The sequence below is a fragment of the Dyadobacter bucti genome, from assembly GCF_005869225.1.
GTDB lineage: Bacteria > Bacteroidota > Bacteroidia > Cytophagales > Spirosomataceae > Dyadobacter > Dyadobacter bucti.
Genome location: NZ_SWFP01000025.1, coordinates 1 through 26,046 on the forward strand (window position 1 = coordinate 1; position 26,046 = coordinate 26,046).

19 protein-coding genes are annotated in these 26,046 nt (G+C 44.9%); 15 read left to right on the forward strand and 4 right to left on the reverse strand.

All coding sequences use genetic code 11. The features are described from left to right. Positions 1–481 precede the first annotated feature (481 nt). Genes FBF61_RS33820 through FBF61_RS33830 form a run of 3 tightly spaced genes read right to left on the reverse strand, consistent with a single transcriptional unit; the run spans position 482 to position 2,074 of the window. Positions 482–964 (reverse strand): hypothetical protein, encoded by a 483-nt coding sequence (locus FBF61_RS33820; protein WP_138485411.1) that lies wholly within the window; start codon positions 962–964, stop codon positions 482–484. Then, on the reverse strand, positions 964–1,671 hold the full coding sequence (locus tag FBF61_RS33825) for a P-loop NTPase family protein (RefSeq protein ID WP_138485412.1): 708 nt from the start codon (positions 1,669–1,671) through the stop codon (positions 964–966). Before FBF61_RS33825 ends, FBF61_RS33820 begins: the two co-directional genes overlap by 1 nt. Before the next feature lie 34 nt (positions 1,672–1,705). Then, positions 1,706–2,074 carry a hypothetical protein gene (locus FBF61_RS33830; protein WP_138485413.1) on the reverse strand — a complete coding sequence of 123 codons (369 nt, stop codon included), beginning with the start codon at positions 2,072–2,074 and terminating at the stop codon, positions 1,706–1,708. A gap of 326 nt (positions 2,075–2,400) precedes the next feature. On the opposite strand from FBF61_RS33830, the gene FBF61_RS33835 reads away from it, so the two are divergent. The 3 genes from FBF61_RS33835 (at position 2,401) to FBF61_RS33845 (ending at position 5,385) form a co-directional block, all read left to right on the forward strand. Next, entirely contained in the window at positions 2,401–2,739 is a 339-nt protein-coding gene (locus FBF61_RS33835) for a type II TA system antitoxin, ParD family (RefSeq protein ID WP_138485414.1), read from the forward strand. Then, the gene (locus tag FBF61_RS33840; RefSeq protein WP_138485415.1) at positions 2,736–3,560 is read left to right on the forward strand and encodes a relaxase/mobilization nuclease domain-containing protein; all 825 of its coding nucleotides are present in this window, start codon (positions 2,736–2,738) and stop codon (positions 3,558–3,560) included. Before FBF61_RS33835 ends, FBF61_RS33840 begins: the two co-directional genes overlap by 4 nt. 118 nt (positions 3,561–3,678) lie before the next feature. Continuing rightward, positions 3,679–5,385 (forward strand): type IV secretory system conjugative DNA transfer family protein, encoded by a 1,707-nt coding sequence (locus tag FBF61_RS33845; RefSeq protein WP_138485416.1) that lies wholly within the window; start codon positions 3,679–3,681, stop codon positions 5,383–5,385. Positions 5,386–6,215: 830 nt separating this feature from the next. On the opposite strand, the gene FBF61_RS33850 is transcribed toward FBF61_RS33845, so the two are convergent. After that, complete coding sequence (locus FBF61_RS33850) at positions 6,216–6,833, reverse strand: hypothetical protein (RefSeq protein WP_138485417.1); 618 nt, start codon at positions 6,831–6,833, stop codon at positions 6,216–6,218. A gap of 366 nt (positions 6,834–7,199) precedes the next feature. Here FBF61_RS33850 and FBF61_RS33855 point away from each other — a divergent pair, with 366 nt between their 5' ends. The 12 genes from FBF61_RS33855 (at position 7,200) to FBF61_RS33910 (ending at position 25,958) form a co-directional block, all read left to right on the forward strand. Continuing rightward, on the forward strand, positions 7,200–7,523 hold the full coding sequence (locus FBF61_RS33855) for a DUF6660 family protein (RefSeq protein WP_138485418.1): 324 nt from the start codon (positions 7,200–7,202) through the stop codon (positions 7,521–7,523). A gap of 89 nt (positions 7,524–7,612) precedes the next feature. After that, positions 7,613–12,001 carry a CusA/CzcA family heavy metal efflux RND transporter gene (locus tag FBF61_RS33860; RefSeq protein WP_138485419.1) on the forward strand — a complete coding sequence of 1,463 codons (4,389 nt, stop codon included), beginning with the start codon at positions 7,613–7,615 and terminating at the stop codon, positions 11,999–12,001. Between the two features lie 57 nt (positions 12,002–12,058). Further along, a complete protein-coding gene (locus FBF61_RS33865) occupies positions 12,059–13,246 on the forward strand; it encodes an efflux RND transporter periplasmic adaptor subunit (protein WP_138485420.1) in 1,188 nt (395 codons plus the stop codon). A 43-nt stretch (positions 13,247–13,289) separates the two neighbouring features. Then, on the forward strand, positions 13,290–15,380 hold the full coding sequence (locus FBF61_RS33870; RefSeq protein ID WP_138485421.1) for a heavy metal translocating P-type ATPase: 2,091 nt from the start codon (positions 13,290–13,292) through the stop codon (positions 15,378–15,380). A gap of 50 nt (positions 15,381–15,430) precedes the next feature. Further along, a complete protein-coding gene (locus FBF61_RS33875; protein ID WP_138485422.1) occupies positions 15,431–16,156 on the forward strand; it encodes a ZIP family metal transporter in 726 nt (241 codons plus the stop codon). Between the two features lie 31 nt (positions 16,157–16,187). Next, positions 16,188–16,862 carry a DUF1345 domain-containing protein gene (locus FBF61_RS33880; protein ID WP_138485423.1) on the forward strand — a complete coding sequence of 225 codons (675 nt, stop codon included), beginning with the start codon at positions 16,188–16,190 and terminating at the stop codon, positions 16,860–16,862. A 49-nt stretch (positions 16,863–16,911) separates the two neighbouring features. Beyond that, on the forward strand, positions 16,912–19,134 hold the full coding sequence (locus FBF61_RS33885; RefSeq protein ID WP_138485424.1) for a T9SS type A sorting domain-containing protein: 2,223 nt from the start codon (positions 16,912–16,914) through the stop codon (positions 19,132–19,134). Between the two features lie 50 nt (positions 19,135–19,184). Further along, positions 19,185–19,550, forward strand: a complete 366-nt coding sequence (locus FBF61_RS33890; RefSeq protein WP_138485425.1) for a hypothetical protein — start codon at positions 19,185–19,187, stop codon at positions 19,548–19,550. A gap of 310 nt (positions 19,551–19,860) precedes the next feature. Continuing rightward, positions 19,861–21,891: a heavy metal translocating P-type ATPase gene (locus FBF61_RS33895; protein ID WP_138485426.1), complete on the forward strand. Its 2,031-nt coding sequence runs from the start codon at positions 19,861–19,863 to the stop codon at positions 21,889–21,891. A 127-nt stretch (positions 21,892–22,018) separates the two neighbouring features. Continuing rightward, positions 22,019–22,627, forward strand: coding sequence for a cation efflux transmembrane domain-containing protein (locus FBF61_RS33900; protein WP_138485427.1), 609 nt, complete (start codon positions 22,019–22,021; stop codon positions 22,625–22,627). 52 nt (positions 22,628–22,679) lie between these two features. Next, positions 22,680–24,383 (forward strand): NAD+ synthase, encoded by a 1,704-nt coding sequence (locus FBF61_RS33905; protein ID WP_138485428.1) that lies wholly within the window; start codon positions 22,680–22,682, stop codon positions 24,381–24,383. A 336-nt stretch (positions 24,384–24,719) separates the two neighbouring features. Beyond that, positions 24,720–25,958 (forward strand): c-type cytochrome, encoded by a 1,239-nt coding sequence (locus FBF61_RS33910; protein ID WP_138485429.1) that lies wholly within the window; start codon positions 24,720–24,722, stop codon positions 25,956–25,958. Positions 25,959–26,046 lie beyond the last annotated feature (88 nt).

Here is a 26,046-nt window from a genome sequence, read left to right on the forward strand (position 1 = left end):
GTTTGATTTGGGCTCGATTATGGATTTGAACCTAACGCCTTAGAATTCAATATTCCGGACTCATGCCAAGTAAAAATGCTACACGAAAGTCGTGACGGTTTTTCTCCCTTTCTTTAGTTTACCCCAATCTTGGGTTAAATTAAAGTTAGAACCAAAGTACCGCGGGTTTCGCGTAGCTAAATTACCGGGCTTATATCAGCTGTATTCAAATCTCAGCGCCATGTTTGAAGATGTTATCAAGATTCTACCATTAAAGTGCTGTAGATAGGCCTACAAGATTTTTTGCCAAAAGTTAATTCTTGTAAAAAGTGCCATTCAAGCATCCTAATAGGGGCCACGGTACTTTATGTACAATCTTTTTAATCTAATCCTTAGTACTGTGCAGGACATGATAGACTGCATTTTCGAGGCTAAGAATTAGATTGGACATCATAATTTTCCAGGCCAGTACATAACATTCCCATCAGCCTTTAAAGTAGTATTAGAACTCCTTGTCAGTAAGCCTAATGCCTTTTTTATCTGGTGTAACCTGGTAGTTTTCTTTTGGAATATAGAAATTTCCATTTTCACCACGGACAAACTGCCTATTAATATAATTCCACCTTTTTTCGGCCAGCTCTATCTTCTCCTGATCAGTCATGGCATCTTTTATCATAAAGGCGGCCAGGCAGCACAAAAGAAAAGCGGAAAAGATCAGGCTTACGGCCACGATGTTCTGACCGATGCCGGTAGACAGATTCCCCCACCATATTGTCCAGGCAGAAGCGTTATGCCCATAGTGGTTGTTATAAGTAACCGGCTTGATGGTTTCATTCACTTTCGCAGCAGCCTGTTCAATCTTGTCAACGGATTTCTCGACAGCGAGCATCAGTGGTACGATCTCGGGCTCGATTGCTGATTCTGATAAGTTAAAGCGGAGTGCCAGCCTGTGGCGTTCCGCAGCGAGGTTTGTATGTTTTTCCATCAGCTAATAATTTCCTGTATTTCCTGCTGTTTTTTACGGTACATGATCCTGGACATCATACCCAGGGATGCCGGGTCCGGATCAGGCTGGCTGATAAGGTCTATTATTTCCTTAACAGCACCACCACTACCCAGGTCACCAAATTGTTTGCAATCTATCCCAAGCTCTTTAAGTTTTTCAACCGCCTTTTCAGCTGTTTCTTTACCGCCGAAAGTGCCCATATTGACCACCATTGTTATAGGAAATTGCCCGGCAATTCCAGCAGACACCGCGTTGTAATAATTTACGCAGGAAGCCAGGGCATCACGTCCTGCAACGATGACAAACAAACGCAGCATAGTATCCATATCTGCGAGTTCTCGGCGCAGTTCATCAGCGAGTGCGTCTTCTTGCAACAAGCGTAAGAATTCAGCCGATTCAGGTGCACCGAAATCAATGTAATAATTTTCAGATTTTCCTTTGGCCAGCTTTTCGAGCAGATCCATGATCACATCCCGTTCCATTTTCTTGTACTCATTGAGTATCGAGAAACTCCGGACACGATCTTTGCCGACTACCGCGCCCAGACGCCCAATGGATGTGCCGGTAGACTCGTCCAGGTCAATAAAATTTGTTTTCTGTTCTTTCTGGTTTTGTGCTACAAACCATATAAACAGAGATTTCCCTACGCCCCCTTTTGACTGTAATACCAAATTAATTTGCTTCATGCTAATAGTTATTGATTATTAATAAAGTACAATATTAGAAATCAGTAAAATCCATTCCCGGATCTTTCTTCCCTTTTGGTTCTTTTGTAGCTTTTTCAACGATTATACCCAAATCCTGTTCAGGCAGGGCAGGAGGGAGGGCCGCTGGGTCCGAGGGTTTGCTGACTGGCGAGCCTTGTGCAACTACCAGCGGAGCGAGCTGGGCGGCCTGCTTGGTTTTACGTCTCCTTTTCAGGTTATAGATGGCATCCTCTGTGATGTCAATATCGAGCTCATCTTTTACCTGGCGGATCATGATTTGAGCGGGAATGTCAAAGAGGTAATCACCATAGTACCTGGCCAGCAGATCAAAGCGACCTTTCAGCTTCATTTCAAATGCCTGTAAGACATACTTCTTATCCATAGGACAACAAAGACATTTTTTAAACAACTATAAAACGAAAATAGAACAGAAATATCTAATATTCAATAAATAATAGAGAAAAAAGTATAAAGAGGGTTACTAGCGCTTATATTCGTGCGTTTGTTGTTTGTGTCAGGGTAAAGCTAGCGCTTATATTCGTGCGTTTGTTGTTTGTGTCAGGGTAAAGCAAGCCATGTGTTTGTATATACAAATTATCCGCTTCGCTTCAAATTTGCATCTCCAAACACACCGGTCGTGCCTCCCTTGACTTGCCGGGGCGCTGCCCCAAACCCCACTGTCACGGACAGCTTTTTATATTTTAGGCTATGGAAGACAATGAGAAGAATCCACATTACGAGGCCCGCAAGGCCGGAGCAGCCAGGCGGGAAAACAAGGGTAAAATGATACCTATCCGGGTCACTGAACAGGAGCATGCACAGATCAAGGCCAACGCGATCCTGGCCGGCCTGAGCGTATCAGAATACCTGCGTCGGCTGAGCACTGGCCACCAGGTGCAGGCGCGATTTGAGAAGGAGGAAAAGCGCAATCTACAAGGCATTGGCACTAATCTGAACCAGCTGGCGGCGTATGCCAACAAAGGTTTTTTTTATGAGAAGCCTTTGCTTGAAGTTTTGGAGCAACTTAAAAAAATACTAAAATCATGATTGCCAAAACATCAATTGGATCGAGCTTTTCCGGCGCGATCCATTACGGGGCGGGCTACACAGTTGAAGGCAAAGAGATCATGGGCAAAGCAGATCTGCTGGTTACGCACAACGTGGTTTCGCGTGACCCGGAAGGCATTGCCGCCGAGATGCAGCAGGAGGCATCTTACAGCCGGTGCAAGACACCGGTGTGGCATTCTTCTATCAGCTGGAAGCCGGAAGAGAAACCCACACGAGAGCAGATGATAGAGACGGCCAACCGGTATTGTCAGAAGATGGGGGCAGACCCGAAAGATCATCAGATTGCCGTTTATGAGCACCACGACAAACCACATCAGCATATCCATGTTTACATCAACCGTGTGCCGACCGATGGGAGCAAAGCGCTGGAAACTTCGCACAATTATGCACGCAATGTGCGGATCTGTAAAGAGATTACCCAGGAGCTGGGCTTTTCAAAGCTGGAAAAACTGGAAGAAGGAAAACTCCGGCATGTGGCGGTCAACCAGGAGGAAGCGCAAAAGGTAGTTAACATGGCAATAAAGGCTGCTCTGAAAGAGGAATCTGATACCCCGGAAGATATGGAGCGGCGGCTGAAAGAAAAAGGGGTTGAGTGTAAATACAAAGTGGAAGAAGGGAAGCTTAAATACTCGAGTTACAGTTATCAGGGTGTTCCGATCAAAGGGCAGGATGTAGGCTTTACGGCCAAGCAATTGCAGGCCAGGCTGGACAAGAACCTGGAAGTTAGAAAAGAGCAGTCGCAGCAAGTCAGACCGGAACCGGAGCACAAGCAGAAACGTAGCCGCGGGATGGGCTTTTAAAATGCGCTTTATATCTTGCCAAACTGTTAAAGCAGGTGTGCAGAACAAATGGGAGAGATGCTGCACCTGGCGGGCATGCTAACCTGATATTACTATCCATTCACTAAATCAATCTTTAATGGCGAATGTCTTTTTCTTTCTGGTGGTCCCCTTTTTTATGGGGCTTGCACTTCACTGGTTGTTAGTACTGCTTTATAAAGTCGGTTTAGGCTTTATAACACGGTTCTTTTACCGGGGTGTCTTTATCTCAGACGATACACTTTTCCGCCAGGATATCCTTTGGAACAAACCACAGATCCGGTTTATGCTAGCACTGTTGCCTTGCCAGGTGTTGGGTGTTATTTTGGCCACACTGCTGACGGATACGGTCACAGACAGCAGTTTTTTAAGATTGACCATGCAAGGGACTGCCGGGGCCTTTGTGGCCTTTACTTCCTATATTAATTTCAGGGGAAAAAAGAAGGCAGTCACTACTGCACCGGCAGCACGCAGGCCAGGTAACGGTTTTGTGTTGCAAACGTCAGGGGGAAGCACTATTGAAATCGATAACCCGACACGCGGGATCTTTATTTGTGGCGGGGCTGGATCCGGAAAGAGCAAGAGCATCATTGAGCCCATTATCCAGCAATCCGGACAGAACGGGTTTACCGGCCTGGTCTATGACTTTAAGTTCCCGGTCCTGGCCTCCGAAGTAAACGGCGCTTATCAGGGTAGCCAAGTCAAGACATGGTTTGTCAATTTCACAGACCTGGCTTACAGCCATCAAATCAACCCTGTCAGCCCAAAGGTGATCACCAATGCCAGCTACGCCAGGGAAGCAGCGAAAACGATCCTTTCCAACATTGACTTCAAGGCTTCACAAAAGCGGGATTTCTGGATCCAGTCTAGTGAGGCCATCCTGACGTCAGCAATCTGGTATTTACGCAATAATCACCCACAGTATTGTACGTTACCGCATGTGATCGCGCTGGTGTTAAAGCACGAGCCGAAAGAGCTGATCCGGCTTTTTCAGCAAGATCTGCAAGTCAAAGCGATCATTGCCAGTGTGGCCAGTGGCTCGGAGAGCGAGAACCAGCTGGCAGGTGTGTTCGCATCCATACAGAACTATCTTTCAACTTTGGCTACCCCGGAAATATTCTGGGTGCTGTCCGGCGACGAAGTACCGCTTGATCTGAACAACCCGGAAAACCCGGGTATTTTGACGGTCGGAAATGACCCTACGTTATCTGCTACGTTAAGCCCTGTGATTTCGTTGATTGTCAGCATGGCTGCCAAGCAAATGAACCAGCAGGGGAAAGAAAAATCCATTATCCTTCTGGATGAAGCGCCGACACTGTTTATTCCCAACTTTCAGCAGATCCCCAGCACAGCCCGCAGCAACAAAATTGCCACAGTTTACAGCGTTCAGGACATTGCCCAAATGCAAGGCATGATCGGGCGGGAAGAAACCGAAATGATCATATCCAACTTGGGAACCCAGTTCTACGGACGTAGTACCAACATAGCCACAGCTGAACGGATTAGTAAGTTGTTTGGCAAAATGGATGTTGAATACACTGGCAGCAACAAGAGCCGGTCAAATGACAGGAACAGTTATGGGCAGAGCACCACAATCCAGCAACGCGAGCGGCTAACGCCTTCCCAGGTGCTAGGTTTCCGGGCCGGTGAGTTCTGCGGGATTGTGGCCGAAGGGAACACATCGGAATTTCAGGATATACTTCGGGAGCAAACAAGTGTGGGCCAGCCGTTGCAGAAAATCCGGACAGCACCTGATATCAATGCGACCTATACGAGAATCAACAATGATTTACACTTGATTATATAGTTGTCTCAATGAATCCTGCAAATAGTTAAAAGGATTATTTATAATAATTATATTAAATATTGATAAAATACAAAAACGTCAAAAGATTTTGAAGCGAGAATGATTTTTCGTGTTAAACCTTTAACTTTCAGTTTTTTACATAAAAAGATATTATTTGAATTACTAAGCCTAGTATACTGTGCGGATTATTGTCATCTAATAGTGGAAAAATATTAACCAGCAACATTGATAATGGAAATTCAAGCTATTAAACCCGGCCCAAAACCCAAGAAAGAGGATGGAAGTTTAGATAGAAGGCGGAGAGTCGCGCCAGATAACCAGCCAAAATATAACCCTCCCTTGAAGCCTCATAAGCATAAGCCTAACGATTAAAATTACGTTGGTTGGCAAGTAAACTGTTTTGCTTACCTGTTGCACTTTAATTGAGCTGACTTTTCAGTTTATGAGATTAGCTTTTTACATATTAGCTTTTTACACAATGGTACTTCCTGCATTCCATGCAGGATGATTACTGCGTCCTACGTATAAGGCACTGCATCTACGATCTGCACTAGGCAGATCAGGATCAGGCATTGTCAATCTTTATTTCCTATTTGTATTTGTGCATACTGCTTCAGTGGCCAGCTGTTTTGTTGCCTAACACAGCTTTTTTTACCATGCTTGTCGCCAAGGGCATGGTATAGTTTGGCATTAGTATCGAAGATTGAACCGCACCAGTAATATGGCCTTCGCGGGAAGCGGTGCAGGCTTGGCCTATGATGGTGGGAAAAAGATATGAACTGGTAGTTGCTGATATTGGGTATTTGAGTATAGGATTGTTGTCATGTCTATCAATCAATAAAAAAGTTGAAAATGGCCAGACAAAATAATGTCAGGCCGGTTATTAGCTGCTCATTATGTTGCAGCCAGTGAATGTTTAATCGATTTATCCCATGGTTTGCCAGCATAACCATTATTAGCATACCAGTAATGGTAAGAAGGTTATAAATAAAAATGATGGATGCTACTGCCATCCAACCGATTGTACCGGCACTTAAAAAATAAGCGCTGATTTCAAAACAGGGTGACAGAAACATCATGATGACCAGTGAAAAGACCAACTGTTTGTAGGTTTTTCCTTTTACCATTTTTTCATTGATATGGCTGTGCCCATCTCCCCTTATATGTTGCATGATAAACCATATCCCCAATATAAAAAGAAGAAGCGGAACTACTCTGTGTGAAATAACATGTTGATCTTCTGCTAACTGGAAACCAGCAAAGCTCGCCAAAAGACCAAAGATAGTAGTGCTTAGGGTATGTGCAGCTCCGGCCAGCAGCGTAGTTCGCAGGATATTGCGAAAGCCCCAGCCCTGAGCTTTCCCGATCGTGACGAAGGGAAGCCAGTGGCTAGGAATCATTGCATGAATAACGCTCAGGGCTATGCTGCCCAGAATAATCTGGTTCATTATTAATTGGTTGTCTGATTAAATTGAGCTTTTATCATTGCCCACTAGTATCATTTCCAGTGCGCCACGAAGTAGTGTCTCAATCTGAAAAAAATAGCTGCCAACATCAACGCGGCGATGAAATAATATATGATCATCATAAAAGTCCTGGGTTTAGCTGGTTTCGAAGTTTTCATAAATCCACTGTATGGCGATCGTTTCGGTTTCAAACGATTGCCCTTATTGGGGATGACCTTTCTGCTCTTCATTGTTAGTCTGAAAATGCCGTATTGCCGATAGCAATTATATTCTAAATCACAAATATCATAGAAAAATTATTTCATTTTTGCCTACCTGTTGCACTTTCATTTAAATTATCTTTGCGCCATGATTCGTATTGTTTTAATCATGCTGGCCATTTACACAACTGCACTTTCCTGCATTCCCTGCACGGACACAGTGTCGGTAGAAGCATATGGCACAAGCGTAAATGTGATTAAAGCGGGTCAAACGCGTCAGCAAGCAGCTGACATAGATCTTTGTACGCCATTTTGTACCTGTACCTGCTGCGCGAGTGTTTTAATAACACAGCCCGTTGCTATTTTGCCTGCAAAAGCGGCTTTTAGCTTTTTCAAGGAAATCACTTTTGCCTACCTTAGCCGTTCCCATAGCGGCGATCTAACTTCTATCTGGCAGCCGCCACGCGCTTAGCCTACCTGTATTACTAGACTTGCTTCTGCGATGCGGCCATTATCCTGGCCGTCGTCGTAAGCTCATCCATACACGTAAGCTGATATCTAATGTTAGATAAAATCATTCATTTTTCAATTCACAATAAGCTGATTATTGGGATTCTTACCCTTGCCTTAATTATTTGGGGAGGGTATTCATTGACCCAGTTACCTATTGATGCGGTTCCTGACATTACAAACAACCAGGTACAAGTTATTACCGCCAGCCCATCGCTGGCAGCCCAGGAAGTGGAAAGGCTGGTTACTTTCCCAGTAGAGACAGCGATGGCTACGATCCCGGGCACCGAAGAAATCCGTTCTATTTCAAGGTTTGGCCTTTCAGTGGTCACCATCGTTTTTAAAGATGACATTGACGTATATTGGGCCCGTCAACAGGTTTCCGAGCGCCTGCAAACGGCGGTTGAACAGATACCGCCCGGTGTGGGTTCGCCCGAACTGGGCCCGGTTTCAACGGGCCTGGGCGAAATCTACCAGTATGTGCTGCACACAAAAAAGGGTTTTGAAAAAAAATACCCTCCTATGGAGCTTAGAAGCATCCAGGACTGGATCGTGCGCAGGCAATTGCTTGGCACTGAGGGTGTGGCCGATGTGAGCAGTTTTGGAGGGTTTTTGAAGCAATATGAAATTGCCATTGACCCATTTAAATTAAGAAGTGCCCAGATTTCTATGGCCGAAATCTTTGCTGCTCTTGAACAGAATAACCAGAATACCGGAGGGGCGTACATTGACAAAAAACCCAATGCCTATTTTATCAGAAGTGAAGGGCTTATCGGAAGCCTAAAGGACATTGAAAAGATCCAGGTTAAAACCACATCCAACGGCCTTCCTGTTTTAGTCCGGGATATTGCCACTGTGCAATTTGGTAGCGCTGTGCGCTATGGGGCGATGACCCGAAACGACGAAGGCGAAGTAGTAGGTGGGCTTGTGCTGATGCTGAAAGGGGCGAACTCTTCCAAGGTAATAGGCAATGTAAAGGAACGGGTAGAGCAGATCCGCAAATCGCTGCCCGAAGGTGTGGTCATTGAGCCATTCCTTGACCGTACCAAATTGGTTAACAACGCGATTCATACCGTTTCAAAAAACCTGATAGAAGGTGCTTTGATCGTCATTTTTGTACTTATCCTTCTTTTGGGAAACCTCAGGGCAGGGCTCGTTGTAGCATCGGTTATCCCGCTAGCAATGCTGTTTGCTGTCAGTATGATGAACCTTTTTGGTGTTTCCGGTAATTTGATGAGTTTGGGTGCGATTGACTTTGGGCTTATCGTTGACGGGGCGGTGATCATTGTGGAAGCAACGCTTCACCATATTGTAGGAAAGAAATACACCCACCGGCTTTCACAGGACGAAATGGACCGGGAAGTTTACGAGTCTGCCTCCAAGATCAGGAATTCTGCAGCATTCGGTGAAATTATTATTTTGATTGTTTACCTGCCAATCCTGGCACTGGTGGGCATAGAAGGTAAAATGTTCCGGCCCATGGCGCAGACCGTAAGTTTTGCGATCCTGGGCGCATTTATACTATCGCTGACTTATGTCCCGATGGTTTCGGCGCTGTTCCTAAGCAAAAAGAATGAGCATAAGGCAAACATTTCTGATAAGATCATTGCTTTTTTCCATAGGTTATATGTGCCTGCGCTGGCTTTTGCCCTGCGTCAGAGGTTTATTATTGTAGCAAGTGCGTTTGGCCTTTTTGGGATCAGCCTTTGGATCTTTTTAAATATGGGCGGTGAGTTTATCCCGCAGCTTGACGAAGGTGATTTTGCCATTGAAATGCGCGTTCTGACCGGAAGTTCGCTTTCTGAAACCGTAGACGCTGCCCAGAAAGCCGCGGGTGTACTCAGGAAAAATTTTCCTGACGAGGTGGTGGAAGTAGTGGGAAAGATAGGTTCTTCTGAAATTCCGACAGATCCTATGCCGGTAGAGGCAGCGGATGTGATGGTCATTTTAAAGGAAAGATCGGAGTGGACCAAGGCGGCTGGCAGGGAGGAGCTGGCAGAGAAAATGCAGGCAACCCTTACCGAGACTATTCCTGGGGTTACATTCGGATTTCAGCAGCCCATCCAAATGCGCTTTAACGAGCTAATGACCGGGGTTAAACAGGATGTTGCCATCAAGATTTTTGGAGAAGACCTGGATGTACTGGCCGAGCAGGCAGCTAAACTTGGAAAACTGGTCAGTACTGTGGAAGGGGCAGAAGATTTATATGTAGAAGCGGTAAGCGGGCTTCCACAGATCGTGGTCGGTTTTGACAGGGACCGTTTGTCCAAATTTGGTATTACCATCGAAGATGCCAACCGGACACTGAACACCGCTTTTGCCGGAAGCAGCGCAGGGTTGGTATATGAAGGGGAAAGAAGGTTTGACCTGGTAGTAAGGCTCAATAATGCGAGCCGCCGTACATTGGATGATGTCAGCGCCTTATTTATTACTTCCCCAACAGGCCAGCAGGTGCCATTAGACCAGGTAGCGACCGTGGAAATGAAAAACGGCGCAAATCAGATCCAGCGTGAGGATGCAAAGCGCAGGATCACGATCGCCTTTAATGTGCGCGGCCGGGATGTGGAAAGTATTGTAAAGGAAATCCAGGCCAAGGTCGACAGCCAGTTAAAGCTTCCAACGGGCTACTACGCAACATATGGGGGGCAGTTCCAGAATCTGCAGGAAGCAAGCACGCGGCTAAGCATTGCTGTTCCAATCGCCTTGTTACTGATTTTTGTGCTGCTGTTCTTTACTTTCAATTCCCTAAGACAAAGCCTTCTTATTTTGACAGCCATCCCACTTTCTGCGATTGGAGGGATATTTGCGCTATGGCTTAGGGACATGCCTTTCAGTATTTCAGCAGGTATTGGCTTTATTGCCCTTTTCGGCGTTGCGGTATTGAACGGGATTGTACTGATCGGTGAGTTTAATTTTTTAAGGAAGGAAGGGGAAACAGATCTTCGAAAGGTCATCTTCCAGGGCACTGAAACCAGGCTGCGCCCGGTATTGATGACTGCACTGGTAGCATCACTTGGTTTTCTGCCTATGGCACTTTCTTCCAGTTCGGGAGCGGAAGTCCAACGCCCACTTGCCACGGTAGTAATTGGAGGATTGGTTTCAGCAACCCTTTTGACTTTGCTTGTGTTGCCGGTACTTTACCTGATTTTTGAAAAACGGTTTGGTAAAACTGCCTTGATCAAGCCCGTCTCATTGATTCTTTTAGCGGCAGTGGCCAGTATATGCGCACCATCAGCCAAGGCACAGGATTCCACCGGATCGGCAAGAAAGATTTCGTTGTCCACAGCTATCGAGGAAGCGTCCGTTAAAAACCTTGAAATAAAATCAGGTGTTTACCAGATTGATGCCCAAAAGGCATTGCTTGGAACGGCCCGGGACCTTGCTAAAACAGATGTTTCATGGACTGGCGGGCAGTATAACAGCAGGAAATTTGATAATCAGTTTAATTTAAACCAGACACTTCCCCATCCAGGGGTGACGGCCAAACGACGGGCCTTATTGTCCGAGCAGGTAAACGGTTTCCAGACCAGGCTGGAAGTAACAAAAAACGAACTGGTCCGCCAGGTTAAAAGTACCTATTACAGTTTGTTACTGATTGAAAAGCAGCGCGACCTTCTTTTGCAGGAAAGATCTCGCGCGCAGCGCTTTGTGAAAGCCGCAGCGCTGCGATTTAAAACCGGGGAGGCGAATCAGCTTGAATCTTCGGTTGCCCAGAGCGAACTTGGCGATATCGAGTCCCGCATTATACAAAACCAGGGGGATAAGCTAAACCTGCAAAAACAGCTGCAGACCCTGATTTTTAGTTCTGACGCTGTTCAACCCGATGTAGACACGCTCACTAGGCGAACCCTGGCCGGTCTGACACTGGATACTTCGGGGATCAACAGCAATCCGTATCTGAAATTTTTGCAGCAGCAGATCATTATTGATCAGCGTACAACCGCATTCCAGCGTACAAGCCTTCTGCCGGATTTCAATATCGGTTATTCCAACCAGTCCTTGATTGGAACACAGACAGTCAACGGGAATGATGTTTATTATGGGGGCGGGAAACGTTTTCACGCCTTTCAATTTGGGGTTTCCATACCGATTTTCAACGGGGCTTCCCGTGCACGCATCAAAGCTTCCGAGCTTAATGAAAAAGTAAGCCAGAACCAGCTTGATCTGACCAGCTTACAGTTGACCAGTGCGCTCCAGCAGGCCATACAGACTTATCAAAGCGCAAATCAAAGCCTTGACTTATATGAGCGGAACACATTGGTTTTGGCTGACGTGATCCGCAACAATGCAACCAGGGCCTATGAAGGCGGGGATATCGGCTATGTGGAATTCGCCCAAGCACTAAGCCGGGCCTTGAACATCAAATCCACGTATCTGAACCTTTTGGATTCTTATAACCAGTCAGTTATAGAGATTGAGTTCCTGTTGAACAGACAATAAAATCAGTGCAATAATTAGAGATCGTAAATCATGGTTTATATAGAAATGGTAATTAAAATGAAAAATATCATAGGCGTTTTATTTCTTCTGGCAGCTTTATCGTCCTGTGGCAAATCTGAGGAGCAAAAAGCTGAAACCACTCAGCAGGAGCCAAAAGAAGAAGAAAATCCGGCAGAGACCAGCACGGTAACGCTGACAAAAGCGCAGTATGAAACTGCCGGGGTAGAAATCGGCACGACAACAACCCGTAACATCAGCGAAGTGGTTACGGCCAACGGTAAAATTGACATTCCACCCCAAAATCTGGTCAGCATATCAGCACCAATGGGGGGCTTTGTCCGCAAGACCGAGCTATTGCAAGGAATGAAAGTAAAAAAGGGACAGTTACTGGCCACCATTGAAAACCCGGATTTTATCCAGATACAGCAGGATTATCTGGAAACACAGAGCAAGCTTGAATATGCGCAGCTTGAATTCAACCGTCAAACAGAGCTTAGCAAGGAAAATATCAATGCCCAAAAAATCCTTCAACAAGCCGGCTCTGAGGTTAAAACGCAGAAGGCGCGTTTGGAGGGTTTAACAGAAAGGCTTAAAACTGCCGGGATCAATCTAAAAACTTTAAATAGCGGAACGATCGTTAACAGCGCCTCTATTTATTCGCCGATCAGCGGGTCGGTTACAACTGTAAATGTCAATATTGGCAAATATGTCAATCCGACCGATGTCATGTTTGAAATCGTTGACACAGACCACTTGCATGTAGAGCTTTCTGTTTTTGAACAGGATATCCCAAAGATCAGGCTAGGCCAGCTGGTCCATTTTAATGTCAGCAATAATGCAGATAAAGAATATAGGGCCAAAGTGTATTTGATCAATCAAAAGATCAACGAAGACCGCACAGTCAGGGTGCATTGCCATTTGACCAAAGAAGAACCAGGACTTCTTCCCGAAAACTTTGTAAAAGCCATTGTGGAAACAGGTGCCAATCCGGTCACTGCGCTTCCCGAGCAGGCTATTGTCGATTTTGAGGGTAAATCTTACGTATTTATCCAAAATGCTGCCGTAAAGGATTCGGCTGGAACTGAAATGGCGTTCGAAATGACAGAGGTCGTCAGGGGCGCGTCAGAAAACGGGTACTCGCAGGTTAAGTTCCAGGAAGGTTTTGATGGAAAATCGGCGAAGATTGTTTTGAAAGGGGCCTATGCGCTGCTTGCAAAACTTAAAAATGCAGAGGAAGAAGAATAGATTTTTAATAGTGTATTGATCACAACACTTAAATCTTTAAAGGATGAAAGAGGGCAATAATAACGCGAAAAACCAATCTGCTGGCCCGAAAGGCAATAAGCTTGATTCAAACCAGGAAAGTGATGCTCATGGCCATGAAGGCCATGAGCATGAAGGGCACAAGGACGGGGAAAATCAGGAGCACACCCATGAACACGGAGGAATATTTGGCAAAAATACTGAGCTTATTTTCGCATTGCTCTGCGGGGCCTGTCTGGGCACCGGCTTTGGGCTTTCCTTTGTTGAGGCAGTCCCTGGCTGGGTAAGTATCGCATTTTATGTGGTTGCCTATTTCTTTGGTGGGTTTTTTACCGCCAAGGAAGCTATTGAGACGATTTCAAAAGGGGGTTTTGAGATTGATTTTTTAATGCTGGTAGCAGCCATTGGGGCCGCTATTCTGGGAGAATGGGCGGAAGGGGCCCTTTTGCTATTCCTGTTCAGTCTAGGCCATGCCCTCGAACATTTTGCTATGGGCAAGGCCAGAAAATCTATTGAAGCCCTGACTAGTCTTGCCCCTTCGGTAGCACTGGTTGTAAGGGATGGCAAACAGCAGGAGATCCGCATCGAAGAATTAAAACTTGGAGATGTGATCATTATCAAACCCAATAGCAAGATCCCAGCAGACGGGGTGGTCGTTAAAGGGGAAGGAAGTGTCAACCAGGCACCGATTACAGGAGAAAGTGTCCCTGTGGACAAATTGCCTGTTGCCGACCCAGAAAAAGATTATAGCCAACAGAAAAACATAGAAGCCCAGTTCCGGGTTTTCGCCGGAACTATTAACGGCGGGTCAGTGCTGGAAGTAAAGGTGATCAAGGAAGCCAAAGATTCGACCATTTCCCGACTGGTGAAAATGGTCAATGAAGCGGAAAAGCAAAAATCACCTACCCAGCTGTTTACAGACAAGTTTGAAAAGTATTTTGTACCTGCTGTCCTGGTACTTGTCACGTTGTTATGTTTTGCATTCCTTGTTATTGACGAGCCTTTTAGCAAAAGCTTTTACAGGGCCATGTCGGTGCTGGTAGCAGCAAGCCCTTGCGCGCTTGCCATATCTACTCCCAGTGCTGTTCTGAGCGGGATTGCCCGTGCAGCCCGTGGGGGTGTACTCATCAAGGGAGGCGGCCCACTTGAAGACCTTGGTGAGCTTAATGCGATAGCCTTTGATAAAACCGGTACACTCACAGAGGGAAAACCCAAATTGACCAATGTAATCCCGCTCAATAATATCAGCGAAGAAGAACTTTTAAAAATTGCCATTGGCGTAGAGAAGCTTAGTGATCACCCGCTGGCAGCAGCTATTGTTAAGGGGGCTGAGGAAAAAATAAAAGGGATCCAGGCAGACCAAGCCAGAAATGTTCAGGCCGTTACTGGCCGCGGGGTGAAAGCGGAAGTAAACGGCAAACAGGTTTGGATTGGAAACAAGGCTTTGTTTGAAGGAGAACAAGGCGGTATCCCCAAGGATTTTCTTGCCCAGGTGGAAGAGCTTGAACAGGGTGGACATACATCAATGCTCGTTAAAAGGGATAGCGATTTTATAGGAATACTTTCCCTTATGGATGTACCCCGTAAGGAAGCGCAACATGTGCTCAGCGAGCTGACTACGCTGGGCATCACAAAAATGGTGATGCTTACCGGGGACAACCAACAGGTGGCAGAAGCGATCGCCAAACAGATCGGTATTACAGATGCCTGGGGGAATCTGATGCCTGAAAATAAAGTCGAAGCAGTTGCCAAGCTGGCCGGATCAGAAAAAAAAGTGGCCATGGTTGGAGACGGGGTCAATGACGCGCCGGCGATGGCCAAAAGTACCGTTGGAATCGCCATGGGTGCTGCAGGGTCCGATGTAGCGCTGGAAACTGCCGATATTGCGCTGATGGGGGATAAGCTGGAAAGCCTTCCCTTTGCCATTGGCCTTAGCCGCAAAGCCAGGGGCATTATCAAACAAAACCTGTGGATTAGTTTGGGCGTTGTAGCGGTCTTAATTCCGCTTACCATTTTGGGCATTGCCTCCATTGGACCTGCCGTAATAGCCCATGAGGGATCGACGTTGATCGTTGTCTTTAATGCACTAAGACTTTTGGCTTACAAAAATGAATAAGGACGTCCCAACCGTAAAAAGTAGCTGTGTAAAGATGACGATTCGCTGATATGATCTCTCCAAAAGAAATAGTCTTTACCTTAATACCTGTACTGCTGTGGTATATCGGCGGAATGATCGCCTACTTCAAGCCGCCAGGTGCGGCATTGAAAAGTGTTATCCTTCATTTTGCGGCTGGGGTCGTGTTTTCCGTAGTTGCCGTAGAGCTTCTGCCGGATATGATCAAGATACACGATGCCAAATCAATTATCATCGGGTTTTCGTCCGGGGTAGCAGCCATGCTGCTCATCAAATATTTTACCGGAAAAATTCAGCCTTCGAAAAAATCGGAAACGGCAATTGGGTTGCCGTGGGGGGTACTGATAGCGATGGGTATTGATCTGTTGATTGACGGGATACTGCTAGGTATAGGCTTTGCCGCAGGGGAGAAGGAAGGGGTAATGCTAGCGGTTGCACTTGCCCTGGAATGTTTATCGCTTGGAATTGCCACAGTAACATCTCTGTCGGGATCATCGCCCTCTAAAAAACTCATTCATCTTACCCTGCTTGCGATGGCTTTGGTTTTCATTTCAGGGGCAGCGCTGGGACTGCTATTATTGCACAATACCTCTGAGAACGTGCTTGAGTTGATACTTTCTTTTGGGTCGGCGGCTTTGTTGTTTCTGGTTATTGAGGAGCTGCTTGTGGAAGCCCATGAAGAAAGGGAAACCGCTTTTTATACGGCCTCCTTCTTTACTGGTTTTCTAATTTTTATGATCCTGGGAATGATGCTTTGAATTCATACCATCTTTTACCCGCTGTACTGCAATGAAATTCATAAACCGTCTGGATGCGCATCATAAATTATACATAGCCCTGGCAGCTGGATTGATTGTGTTTTTTCTTGCATTGGGGACATTTTCAAAACCTGTGCACATCATGATTACCTGGCTTGCTTATTGTGTTACCAGTCTGGTACTATCATGGACAACCATTTTATCATCCCATCCAGCCGAGGTTAAACACGAAGTCCATGCCCAGGATTCGAGCCGGACGCTGATCTTCTTATTTGCTGTTGCTGCCGCATTTGTAAGTCTGTTTGCCATTTTGATTCTTTTACAAGGTTCTGGTCAGCAGTCAAAATCGGATCTTACAGGCCATATTTTACTTTCACTGGGCAGTGTAATCAGTTCCTGGTGGCTGGTACATACCACATTTACGTTGAGGTATGCCCATCTATATTACTGTAATATCGAGCATGACCATAAAGGCAAAAACCAGAAGCCAGGTGGGCTCGAATTCCCAAATGAGAAAGAACCCGACTACCTGGATTTCACCTATTTCTCTTTTGTGATCGGCATGACCTTTCAGGTTTCAGATGTGCAGATTACTTCTAAGCGGGTCAGAAGATTAGCATTGATGCACGGGGTCCTGGCATTTGCATTCAATACGGTCATTGTTGCTTTGAGTATCAATATCGTCTCAGGACTGATGCAAAAATGATTCTTATTATCCTAACCAGGCACTGAGATTAACATAATGCTTATTGGCCATGAAAATAAAATATATCCTCTTTTGTTTAGCCATCTCAACCACTGGTCAAGCGCAGCAATCCTGGTTTAAAACGGATACTACTACAAAAGTAAATGTAACGGGGCGCCAACTGTTAAATCCCTGGGCAGGCGGGCTGAATGCATCCCAATTTTCGAAAATGCACCTTGATGAGGATGACATGGAAGATCTGGTGGTATTTGACCGTACCAATAGCAAAGTGACCACATTTATTGCTGCACCTAACCCGTCAGACGCGTCAGCTATGGTTTTTTTACATGCCCCTTCCTATGAATTATTATTCCCTTCCATGTACAACTGGATGGTGCTTGCAGATTATAATCAAGACGGCCATAAAGATCTATTTACCAGCTCACCTTTGGGCATCAGCGTGTATAAGCAGTTAAGAACACAAAGCGGCTGGTCGTGGCAGTTAGCCAGGGAGGGGGTAAGCACCAAAGGTTTTTCTTCCAATCTTAATTTACAGGTTTCCGGTGAGGATATCCCCGCAATCGTCGATATTGATGATGATGGAGACCTGGACGTACTTGCTTTTGACTATTCAGGGACTTTCATAGAGCTGCATCAGAATTTAAGCATGGAGCGTTTTGGCAGGCCAGATAGTCTGGGTACCCAGGCTGATCCTGTCTATTTCCGGAATGGTGATTGTTGGGGAAATTTCCATAAGGACACCAATCTGGACTTTGTATTTGGAGCAGATTGTGGAGTGATGGATTATTCGGGGGGACGTATCATGCATGCGGGAAATTCCATCCTTGTCAATGACTTAAATGGGGATGGTACCAAAGATCTGTTAATCGGTCATGTGAGCAGTGATTATATTTCCTTTGTCAGCAACTCCAAAGCGGGTCTTATTGCCAACTACACATCGGCAACCAATTCTTATCCCGCAGCCGATCCGGTTTCCATTTCTATGTTTCCGGCAGCCTATATGGAAGATGTTGATTTCGATGGATTAAAAGACCTTATAGTCTCAACCAATGCCGGGTCCTCAGACAACAATTCGACTGATTTTAAATCTTCTAACTGGCTCTATAAAAACACCAGTGATACATTGAATCCAGAGTTCAGGCTTGTCCAAAAAAACTTTTTGCAAGACCAGATGATTGATGTCGGGGAGAATGCGGCGCCCTCTTTTTTTGATATAGACGGGGACGGAGATCTTGACTTGATTGTAGGCACAGGCGGGAAGCCGACAGGGTCTGGCTTTCGTGGCAGTTTGTGGTTGTTAAAAAACAGCGGCACTTCCAAAGAACCCATCTACGAAGTCGAGTCTGAAAACTATCTGGGGTTAAGCGAAGCTTTCGCCCTCTATAACATCAAGCCACAATGGGCTGATTTCAATGGGGACGGAACCATAGACCTGGGATTTTCATCGGTTTCGTCTGGCAGCTTAAAGCCCGAATTCAGGTATATACCCAACCGGGGAAGGACAGCAATGGCCCTTCTAAACATACAAGACGCCATCTTGCTTGCCATGCCCATTGATTTACAGATCGGGGATGTCCCCTTTTTTTATGATGGTGATGGTGATGGCGATCTGGACCTTTTAATTGGAAAAATACAAGGAAATATTATTTACTATATCAATACCGGATCAAGGAGCAGGTTTGAATTCAAACTACAAACCGATTCTTTTGCAGGGGTCGCACTTAATTTTCAAGGACGTCTTACCCAGGTATCAGTAGCGGACTTTGACCTGGATGGGCGTGCAGATCTGATGACTGCCGACTATACTGGGACAATCCGTATTTTTCATAGTGCGCCTTGGGGTCAGTGGACACAGAGAGAAAGCCTGCTGATTGAAAACAATGGTTTGGCAACGACGCCTTTTTATGGAAATTACCTTTTTGCCAATACGGGCGATTATAATGGGGACCGAAAGCCCGACATTGCAATAGGCACCAATGCAGGGGGAGTTATATTACTTAATAACATCTTACCAGTAAATTCTTTACCGGGGATAGGCGAACACCAGGTAATCGTTTTTCCCAATCCGGGCAGCCAATTCATCAAGGTTGTTTCATCTGAAAATTCGTTATTAAAAATAGTGAATGTGAAGGGTATCGTTATGGCAGAAAATATTGCCGTGATGGCAAATATCGAAAAGGAAATATCTTCCTCATTTTGGCCATCCGGATTGTATTTACTGGAATTTGTGGGTGAAACCGGCAGCGTGACAAAAAAAATAGTGGTTCAATAGCCAACATGCTGATAGCTGTTATAGTGAGCTGATTGATTTATTCCATTCGTATGAGGACTATTTGGTTCACCGTTTTAATGGCCTTTTTACCATTGGTGCTCGCCGGGCAGCGCATTTTAAGGTATAGCAACGAATCCAAGCGCACGACAGGCGATACTGTAATCAGAAAAATCACCCCCCAGCCGTATGGGAAATACGTCCGGATCAGGTATTACGACGGCAGCAAACAGAAAATATTCAAGGATTCCTTATGGGGATACATTGATAAAAAGGGGACGGTGTACCGGATTTATCACCGTCGGTCTTACAGCGTTTTGGAAAATGACGAAATTGTCAATATGCCTATAAAAAGTATGTGGGCAAGGCGTGGAGGACCTATTTTGCTTATAGTAAAGACCTGGATTCCAAAATTGTAAACAGGAAAAAGAAACTACAAAAGCTCGAATGATAACTTATCCCGATCAGCCACAGCATTCAGGTATTGGAATCTGTTTTGATTCATTCTTCGGGGTTATATGATTCCCAAGTAAAAGGAAAGGCTGTAAGCAGGATTAAGAAGCCGTTTTAATAGAATCACACAGTAAGGTCTGGTATAAGAATATAGGTGCATTGCTTGAAAATAGAGCGTTCATAGTTTAAAAATCATTAAAAGGCTCATCACCGGGCTTACGCTCATTGGCCTAGTCATATTACACATTATTATAGAAATTTAAAACGGATTATATTATGGAAAACAACCAAAATAGTCAGCTTGGAGGCCAAGATCCAATTGATACAGAATTAGCGAAAAAACAACAACACGAAGGCCATGATCATGCGGAAGGGGAAGATCATGATCAGGAAGATGATGATGACCATGGCCATGGTGAAGGCGACGGGCACGATCATAGCGGTCAAGGGGGTAGCGAGAGCCTGATCAAAAGCCGGTGGGCATTATGGCTGAGCCTTGTAATCCTGCTGGGGTTCCTGTTAATAAGCAAAGTCCTTCAAATCCCGGTGGCAAAGCCCGTCGAGATTGGGTTAATGGTGGCAGCCTATGTGTTGGCAGGCTACAAAACAATTCAAATTGCGTTCAGAAGGGTCAAACGTGCAGATTTTTTCAACGAATTCACTTTAATGACAACCGCCACGCTGGGGGCGTTCTATATTGGCGAGTTTGCCGAAGGCGTTGCGGTGATGATCTTTTACGAGCTGGGCGAGCTCTTTCAGGATCTGGCAGTTAACCGATCCAAACGTTCTATCAAAGCATTGCTGGACGTTCGTCCCGATAAGGTGACAGTCAAAAGAAGCGAGGGCAATAAGGTTATTAACCCCTCTGATGCTGCCATAGGCGATATCATCATGGTCAAGCCAGGTGAGAAAGTTGCCCTTGACAGTGAATTGCTGACGGAATCGGCTAGTTTCAATACTGCTGCGCTGACAGGCGAGTCCAAGCCGGATACCAAAGAAAAGGGAAGCACGGTCCTTGCCGGAATGATCAACCTGGACAGGCCCATTGAGCTAAAAGTGACGACTGCTTTTAAGGATTCGAAGCTTTCCAGGATACTGGAAATGGTGCAGGATGCCACGGCCAGAAAAGCACCGACACAGCTTTTTATCAGCAAGTTTGCCAAGATTTATACGCCTATTGTTTTCTTTTTGGCGCTGGCTATTACGGTGCTACCGTACTTTTTTGTTGATGACTATGTGTTCAATCAATGGCTTTACCGCGGGATGGTGTTTCTGGTTATTTCCTGTCCATGCGCCCTGACGATTTCTATTCCCCTGGGCTACTTTGGGGGCATCGGCCTGGCTTCCCGGAATGGGATTTTGTTTAAAGGCTCCAACTTCCTGGATGTGATGACCAAGGTGGATACCATTGTCATGGACAAGACGGGCACGCTTACCAAAGGGGTATTCAAAGTACAGCAGGTTGTTAGTGATATGGACAAGGAAGAATTCCTAAGATTGACCGCATCCTTGGAGAATGTATCCACGCACCCGGTGGCAAGGGCGGTCATCGAGTACCAGCAAAGTAAAAAATTGGAAGATCCTACCGATGTAGAAGAGATAGCAGGGCATGGCTTGAAAGGCAAGGTTGCAGGCAGGGAGCTGCTAGCCGGTAATCCAAAACTACTGGATAAATTTTCAATCTCTTACCCTGATGATATCAAGCAGATCCAGGAAACAATCGTCGTTGTAGCAGTTGAAGGCAAATATTCTGGCTACATTACCATTGCCGATGAAATCAAGGAGGATGCCGCGCAGGCTATCAAGGATATGCATGCTTTGGGAATCAAGACCGTAATGCTCTCTGGCGACAAGAATGCTGTCGCCCAGAAAGTGGCCAAAGAACTGGGCATCGATGAAGCATATGGGGATTTGTTGCCAGAAGGGAAGGTCGAGAAAGTGCAGGCTTTCAAGGATGCCGGTAAACGTTTGGCCTTTGTCGGGGACGGAGTCAATGATGCACCCGTTGTCGCCCTCGCCGATGCGGGCATTGCCATGGGCGGCCTGGGATCTGATGCGACCATTGAAACAGCGGATGTGGTCATCCAGAATGATCAGCCGTCCAGGATTGTTTCTGCCATCCGGGCTGGTAAGATCACGCGCTCTATTGTTTGGCAAAACATTATCCTTGCCATGTCTGTAAAGGCAATCGTCCTTCTGTTAGGTGCAGGCGGGGTTGCATCTTTATGGGAAGCGGTTTTTGCTGATGTCGGCGTAGCGCTACTAGCGATCTTAAATGCTTTCCGCATTCAAGGAAAAAAGATCTAACCTGCTGCAATAAACATACTTGCGAAGGATTTTTGGTTCTCTTTTATTAACGAGATACGATAATCCATGGCCTGCTTCACATTGGCAGGAGCTAACGCAAGAAATTTAAACTAGTTAATTAAATACAATGGGTGAAGAATTGGATTCAAATCTCGGCAAAAATGAAGAGAGGCAATTGCTAATCAAAGTAATCCTGATTAATTTATCACAGGTAGCACTAGCTGGTATTGTCGGATTCATTATTAGTTCTTCCAGCTTATTAGGGACGGCGCTAGATAGTTCAGGCGATATGGCTGTCTATCTGGTAAGCCTATATGCTGTTGGAAAAAGCATTCTCGCCAAAGTGCGAGCCGCCACTTTTTCAGGCATCTTTTTAATGGGTTTAGGCATTCTTCTTTTAGTGGATGTGACAAAGAAATTTCTTGAAGGTTCTGAACCGGTCGGTTGGGCCATGATTATTGTTGCCCTGATTAATACGGCGAGTAATTTTTGGATTGTGCGCCTGTTGAAGTCCGATCAGAAAGGCGGCGTACACATAAAAGCTTCCATCATTTTCACAGACAATGATATGTGGATAAACCTTGGGATTGTGGCATCCGGTTTAGGAGTAATGCTTTTCAAATCTTCCATTCCTGATTTGGTGGTGGGAGTAATTGTTGTATTAATTAGTCTATGGGGTGGGTATAAGATCCTGAAGGAAGCGAATGAAACGAAAAAAGAAAGTAGAAAGAGTTAAGCAATCAATCTTATGATTTCAATGCTGTCATTTCCCCGAAAATTTTAAAAAAATGAAAATAGCCATAACACAGCAGAACTACCACATCGGCAACTTTGAGCACAACATAGAAAAAATAATTTCTGCCATCGAAAGAGCTAAATCGGATGCAGTGGATTTGATTGTATTCTCTGAATTGTCCGTTTGCGGCTATCCACCAAGAGATTTCTTGGAGTTTGACGATTTTATTAGCAAGTGCTATGAAAGCATTGATATAATTGCAGCCCACACGAATGACATTGGTGTTATCATCGGCTCCCCACAACGGAATGATGTACTCGAAGGAAAAGACTTGTTTAATTCTGCTATTTTCCTTTACAACAGCGAAGTCAAAGGCGTTGCGCATAAATCATTGCTTCCTACCTACGATGTTTTTGATGAATATCGCTATTTCGAGCCATCAAACGAATGGAAGATAGTGGAATTTAAAGGGGAACGAATTGCACTAACGATATGCGAAGACATCTGGAACTTAACAGACAATCCACTGTATCGTATTTCACCAATGGATTTGTTGATAAAAGAAAAACCTACCATTTTAATTAATATAACCGCTTCCCCTTTTGACTACGACCATGACGATGATAGAAAAGAAATTATTTTAGAAAACATCAAAAGGTATCATTTGCCCATGATTTATTGCAATACGGTAGGGGCACAAACAGAAATTATTTTTGATGGCGGCAGTTTGGTGTTCGACAAGTCGGGGCGGCTTTGTAAAGAACTGAAATATTTTAAAGAAGATTACGACACCATTACAACTCAGGAATTAGAAAGTGGGAAGTTGGAAGAAGTAAAAGCGTACCAGTTTATAGATGAACGGGTAGCAAGATTAAAAGACAGTAATAAAGTCATTGAGTACCTGACAACCGACAAAAATATTTCGCAAATACACAGTGCATTGCTTTTGGGCATCAGGGATTACTTTAAGAAGATGGGATTTTCAAAGGCAACCTTGGGCGCAAGTGGCGGCATTGACAGCGCGGTGGTACAGGCATTGGCAGTAGAAGCATTGGGAAAGGAAAATGTACATGTGTTACTCATGCCTTCCGAGTACTCATCCACACATTCTGTCAGCGATGCCGAACAGTTGAGCAAAAACTTAGGTAACCACTATGACATTGTTCCAATAAAAGACATTTACGATCAGTTCTTAAGCGCCCTCCATCCCATTTTCAACAACTTGCCCTTCGGCATTGCAGAAGAAAACATCCAGAGCCGCGTCAGGGGAAGTTTGCTGATGGCATTAGCCAATAAATTCGGCTACATTCTTTTAAATACGTCCAACAAAAGTGAGCTGGCAGTAGGCTATGGAACGCTGTATGGGGATATGGCAGGCGGCTTATCCATATTAGGTGACTTGTACAAGACACAAATTTTTGCCTTAGCAAAAGAGATCAACAAAAATAAAGAGATAATACCTGAGAACATCATCAATAAGCCTCCATCAGCGGAATTAAGACCAGAACAAAAGGACACTGACAGCTTACCAGAATATGAAACACTTGATCGAGTGTTATATGAGTACGTAGAGAGACGTAAAGGCCCAAAAGATATCAATTCTTTGGGATACGATACAAAACTCGTAATAGGGATACTAAAATTAGTGAACACAGCGGAATACAAACGCAATCAATTTTGTCCAATTCTAAGAATAAGCAGAAAGGCATTTGGTGTGGGACGAAGGGTACCAATAGTGGCTCAATATTTGAGTTAAGGTATTAAATATCACAAGATGGTTACTTGGTTAAACACGGGAATGAGATGCTTTTTGTCCATGAAACATGAAAACTCTGGCTTGCATAACAATGCCTTTCATAGTATTTCTTCCTATTCGAATTGCCCATCTCTTTAAGATGGGCAATTCAGTTGAGACAAATAAATGGTTTACCTAATTATGGTGTTGGAAAAGCTGGATTTTTAAAGTAGCACTGATAACGTACATTCTTAGCAAGCTAATAATTTTAAATATTTATGATAATCCATTAATTAACTACCAGTCACAGAAACTTTTAGTCGCTGAATAGAGCATTATTTAAATAGGCTCTAGATAATGTGTTTACTTTTGCAAATTAACAAAGCGGCGTTCTTTATTATGAAGCGATTTAATCTACTTTACTCTTCCTTTTTTTTAATTGTTTTTTATCTTCTCATTACACAGCTAGCGATGGCTGCCAGCCCGGATAAAAAGATTCAGACTGTGGTGAACCTGCTTGATTATATTGCCCGTGATTATGTCGGAGCAGTGGAAAACGGTAAAATTATCAGTGAGACTGAATATGCTGAAATGATCGATTTCGGGGCTTCTGTCTATACATTAAGCAGTGAAACAGCATTTAAGCAGCAGCAAGCGAAAGAGCCCATACTGTCCCAAATCAAGCAATTACAAAAACGGATTGTTGATAAGGCGGACATTACAGAAATAGATTCCCTTGCCAGAAAAGTCCGCTCAGAAATTATTACTGCTACCGGCTTTGATCCCTTACCAGCTCATTATCCAAGCCTGGTAGCAGGCCAGGCGCTATTTAAAACCTATTGTGTGTCTTGCCACGGGGAGCATGGCGACGGAAAAGGGCCGGCAGCAAAAGGGCTTGATCCCGAGCCTACCAATTTTTTAGATGCCAAAGCCATGCAGCCCGTTTCACCGCTGGCCGCCTTCAATACAATCAGTATTGGCTTGCAGGGTACAGCCATGACGGGATTTTCAGAAGTACTTGACGAGAATCAAATTTGGGAGCTTGCTTTTTATCTCAAATCGCTATCTGCGCGGCAAGCAGGGTTGGATTCGGCAAAGGCAGACCAAATTTTGCATTCAATGAAAGAGCGGATCCCACTGGAAACGATTGCTGCAAGTTCTGATAATGAGTTAATTAAAATACTTTCGGGAAGTCCTGCTGAGCGTCAGCAGAAAATTGCAGCGCTACGTATGCAAAACCCGCCAAATGGCCCGAATGCATATATAGAACAGGCTAAGGGCAGTTTACAACAGGCACTTATGGCCTACGAGCAACAAAATAGAAAGGAGGCGCGCCAGCTAACGCTTACAGCATATCTGGAAGGGATCGAGCCCATTGAAGCGCAGTTGACGGCAACTGCACCTCATTTGACTATCGCCATTGAAGAACAAATGCTGTTGATCCGCAAATTGATCGAGTCGGGCGTACCCACTGACCAACTACGTGGGGAAATTAACAAGACTTCGGCTTTAATCGATGATGCGAGTAATGTGTTAGGCGACAAGAAATTTGAATTTGAGGTTCTCGTTACAAATGGACGAAAAATAGCGGTTTGAAATTATTCATTGCTCTTAGCCAAATAATTATGCAAAGCATTGTTCATAAATAAGTCCAGATCGGATGCATTCTGGGATAACAACGTTT

What these genes read in the sequence shown, in the direction of transcription:
- FBF61_RS33820 (WP_138485411.1), bottom strand. Translation starts at nt 964, where the DNA reads ATGGAAAAACATACAAACCTCGCTGCGGAACGCCACAGGCTGGCACTC.
- FBF61_RS33825 (WP_138485412.1), bottom strand. Translation starts at nt 1,671, where the DNA reads ATGAAGCAAATTAATTTGGTATTACAGTCAAAAGGGGGCGTAGGGAAA.
- FBF61_RS33830 (WP_138485413.1), bottom strand. Translation starts at nt 2,074, where the DNA reads ATGGATAAGAAGTATGTCTTACAGGCATTTGAAATGAAGCTGAAAGGT.
- FBF61_RS33835 (WP_138485414.1), top strand. Translation starts at nt 2,401, where the DNA reads ATGGAAGACAATGAGAAGAATCCACATTACGAGGCCCGCAAGGCCGGA.
- FBF61_RS33840 (WP_138485415.1), top strand. Translation starts at nt 2,736, where the DNA reads ATGATTGCCAAAACATCAATTGGATCGAGCTTTTCCGGCGCGATCCAT.
- FBF61_RS33845 (WP_138485416.1), top strand. Translation starts at nt 3,679, where the DNA reads ATGGCGAATGTCTTTTTCTTTCTGGTGGTCCCCTTTTTTATGGGGCTT.
- FBF61_RS33850 (WP_138485417.1), bottom strand. Translation starts at nt 6,833, where the DNA reads ATGAACCAGATTATTCTGGGCAGCATAGCCCTGAGCGTTATTCATGCA.
- FBF61_RS33855 (WP_138485418.1), top strand. Translation starts at nt 7,200, where the DNA reads ATGATTCGTATTGTTTTAATCATGCTGGCCATTTACACAACTGCACTT.
- FBF61_RS33860 (WP_138485419.1), top strand. Translation starts at nt 7,613, where the DNA reads ATGTTAGATAAAATCATTCATTTTTCAATTCACAATAAGCTGATTATT.
- FBF61_RS33865 (WP_138485420.1), top strand. Translation starts at nt 12,059, where the DNA reads ATGAAAAATATCATAGGCGTTTTATTTCTTCTGGCAGCTTTATCGTCC.
- FBF61_RS33870 (WP_138485421.1), top strand. Translation starts at nt 13,290, where the DNA reads ATGAAAGAGGGCAATAATAACGCGAAAAACCAATCTGCTGGCCCGAAA.
- FBF61_RS33875 (WP_138485422.1), top strand. Translation starts at nt 15,431, where the DNA reads ATGATCTCTCCAAAAGAAATAGTCTTTACCTTAATACCTGTACTGCTG.
- FBF61_RS33880 (WP_138485423.1), top strand. Translation starts at nt 16,188, where the DNA reads ATGAAATTCATAAACCGTCTGGATGCGCATCATAAATTATACATAGCC.
- FBF61_RS33885 (WP_138485424.1), top strand. Translation starts at nt 16,912, where the DNA reads ATGAAAATAAAATATATCCTCTTTTGTTTAGCCATCTCAACCACTGGT.
- FBF61_RS33890 (WP_138485425.1), top strand. Translation starts at nt 19,185, where the DNA reads ATGAGGACTATTTGGTTCACCGTTTTAATGGCCTTTTTACCATTGGTG.
- FBF61_RS33895 (WP_138485426.1), top strand. Translation starts at nt 19,861, where the DNA reads ATGGAAAACAACCAAAATAGTCAGCTTGGAGGCCAAGATCCAATTGAT.
- FBF61_RS33900 (WP_138485427.1), top strand. Translation starts at nt 22,019, where the DNA reads ATGGGTGAAGAATTGGATTCAAATCTCGGCAAAAATGAAGAGAGGCAA.
- FBF61_RS33905 (WP_138485428.1), top strand. Translation starts at nt 22,680, where the DNA reads ATGAAAATAGCCATAACACAGCAGAACTACCACATCGGCAACTTTGAG.
- FBF61_RS33910 (WP_138485429.1), top strand. Translation starts at nt 24,720, where the DNA reads ATGTGTTTACTTTTGCAAATTAACAAAGCGGCGTTCTTTATTATGAAG.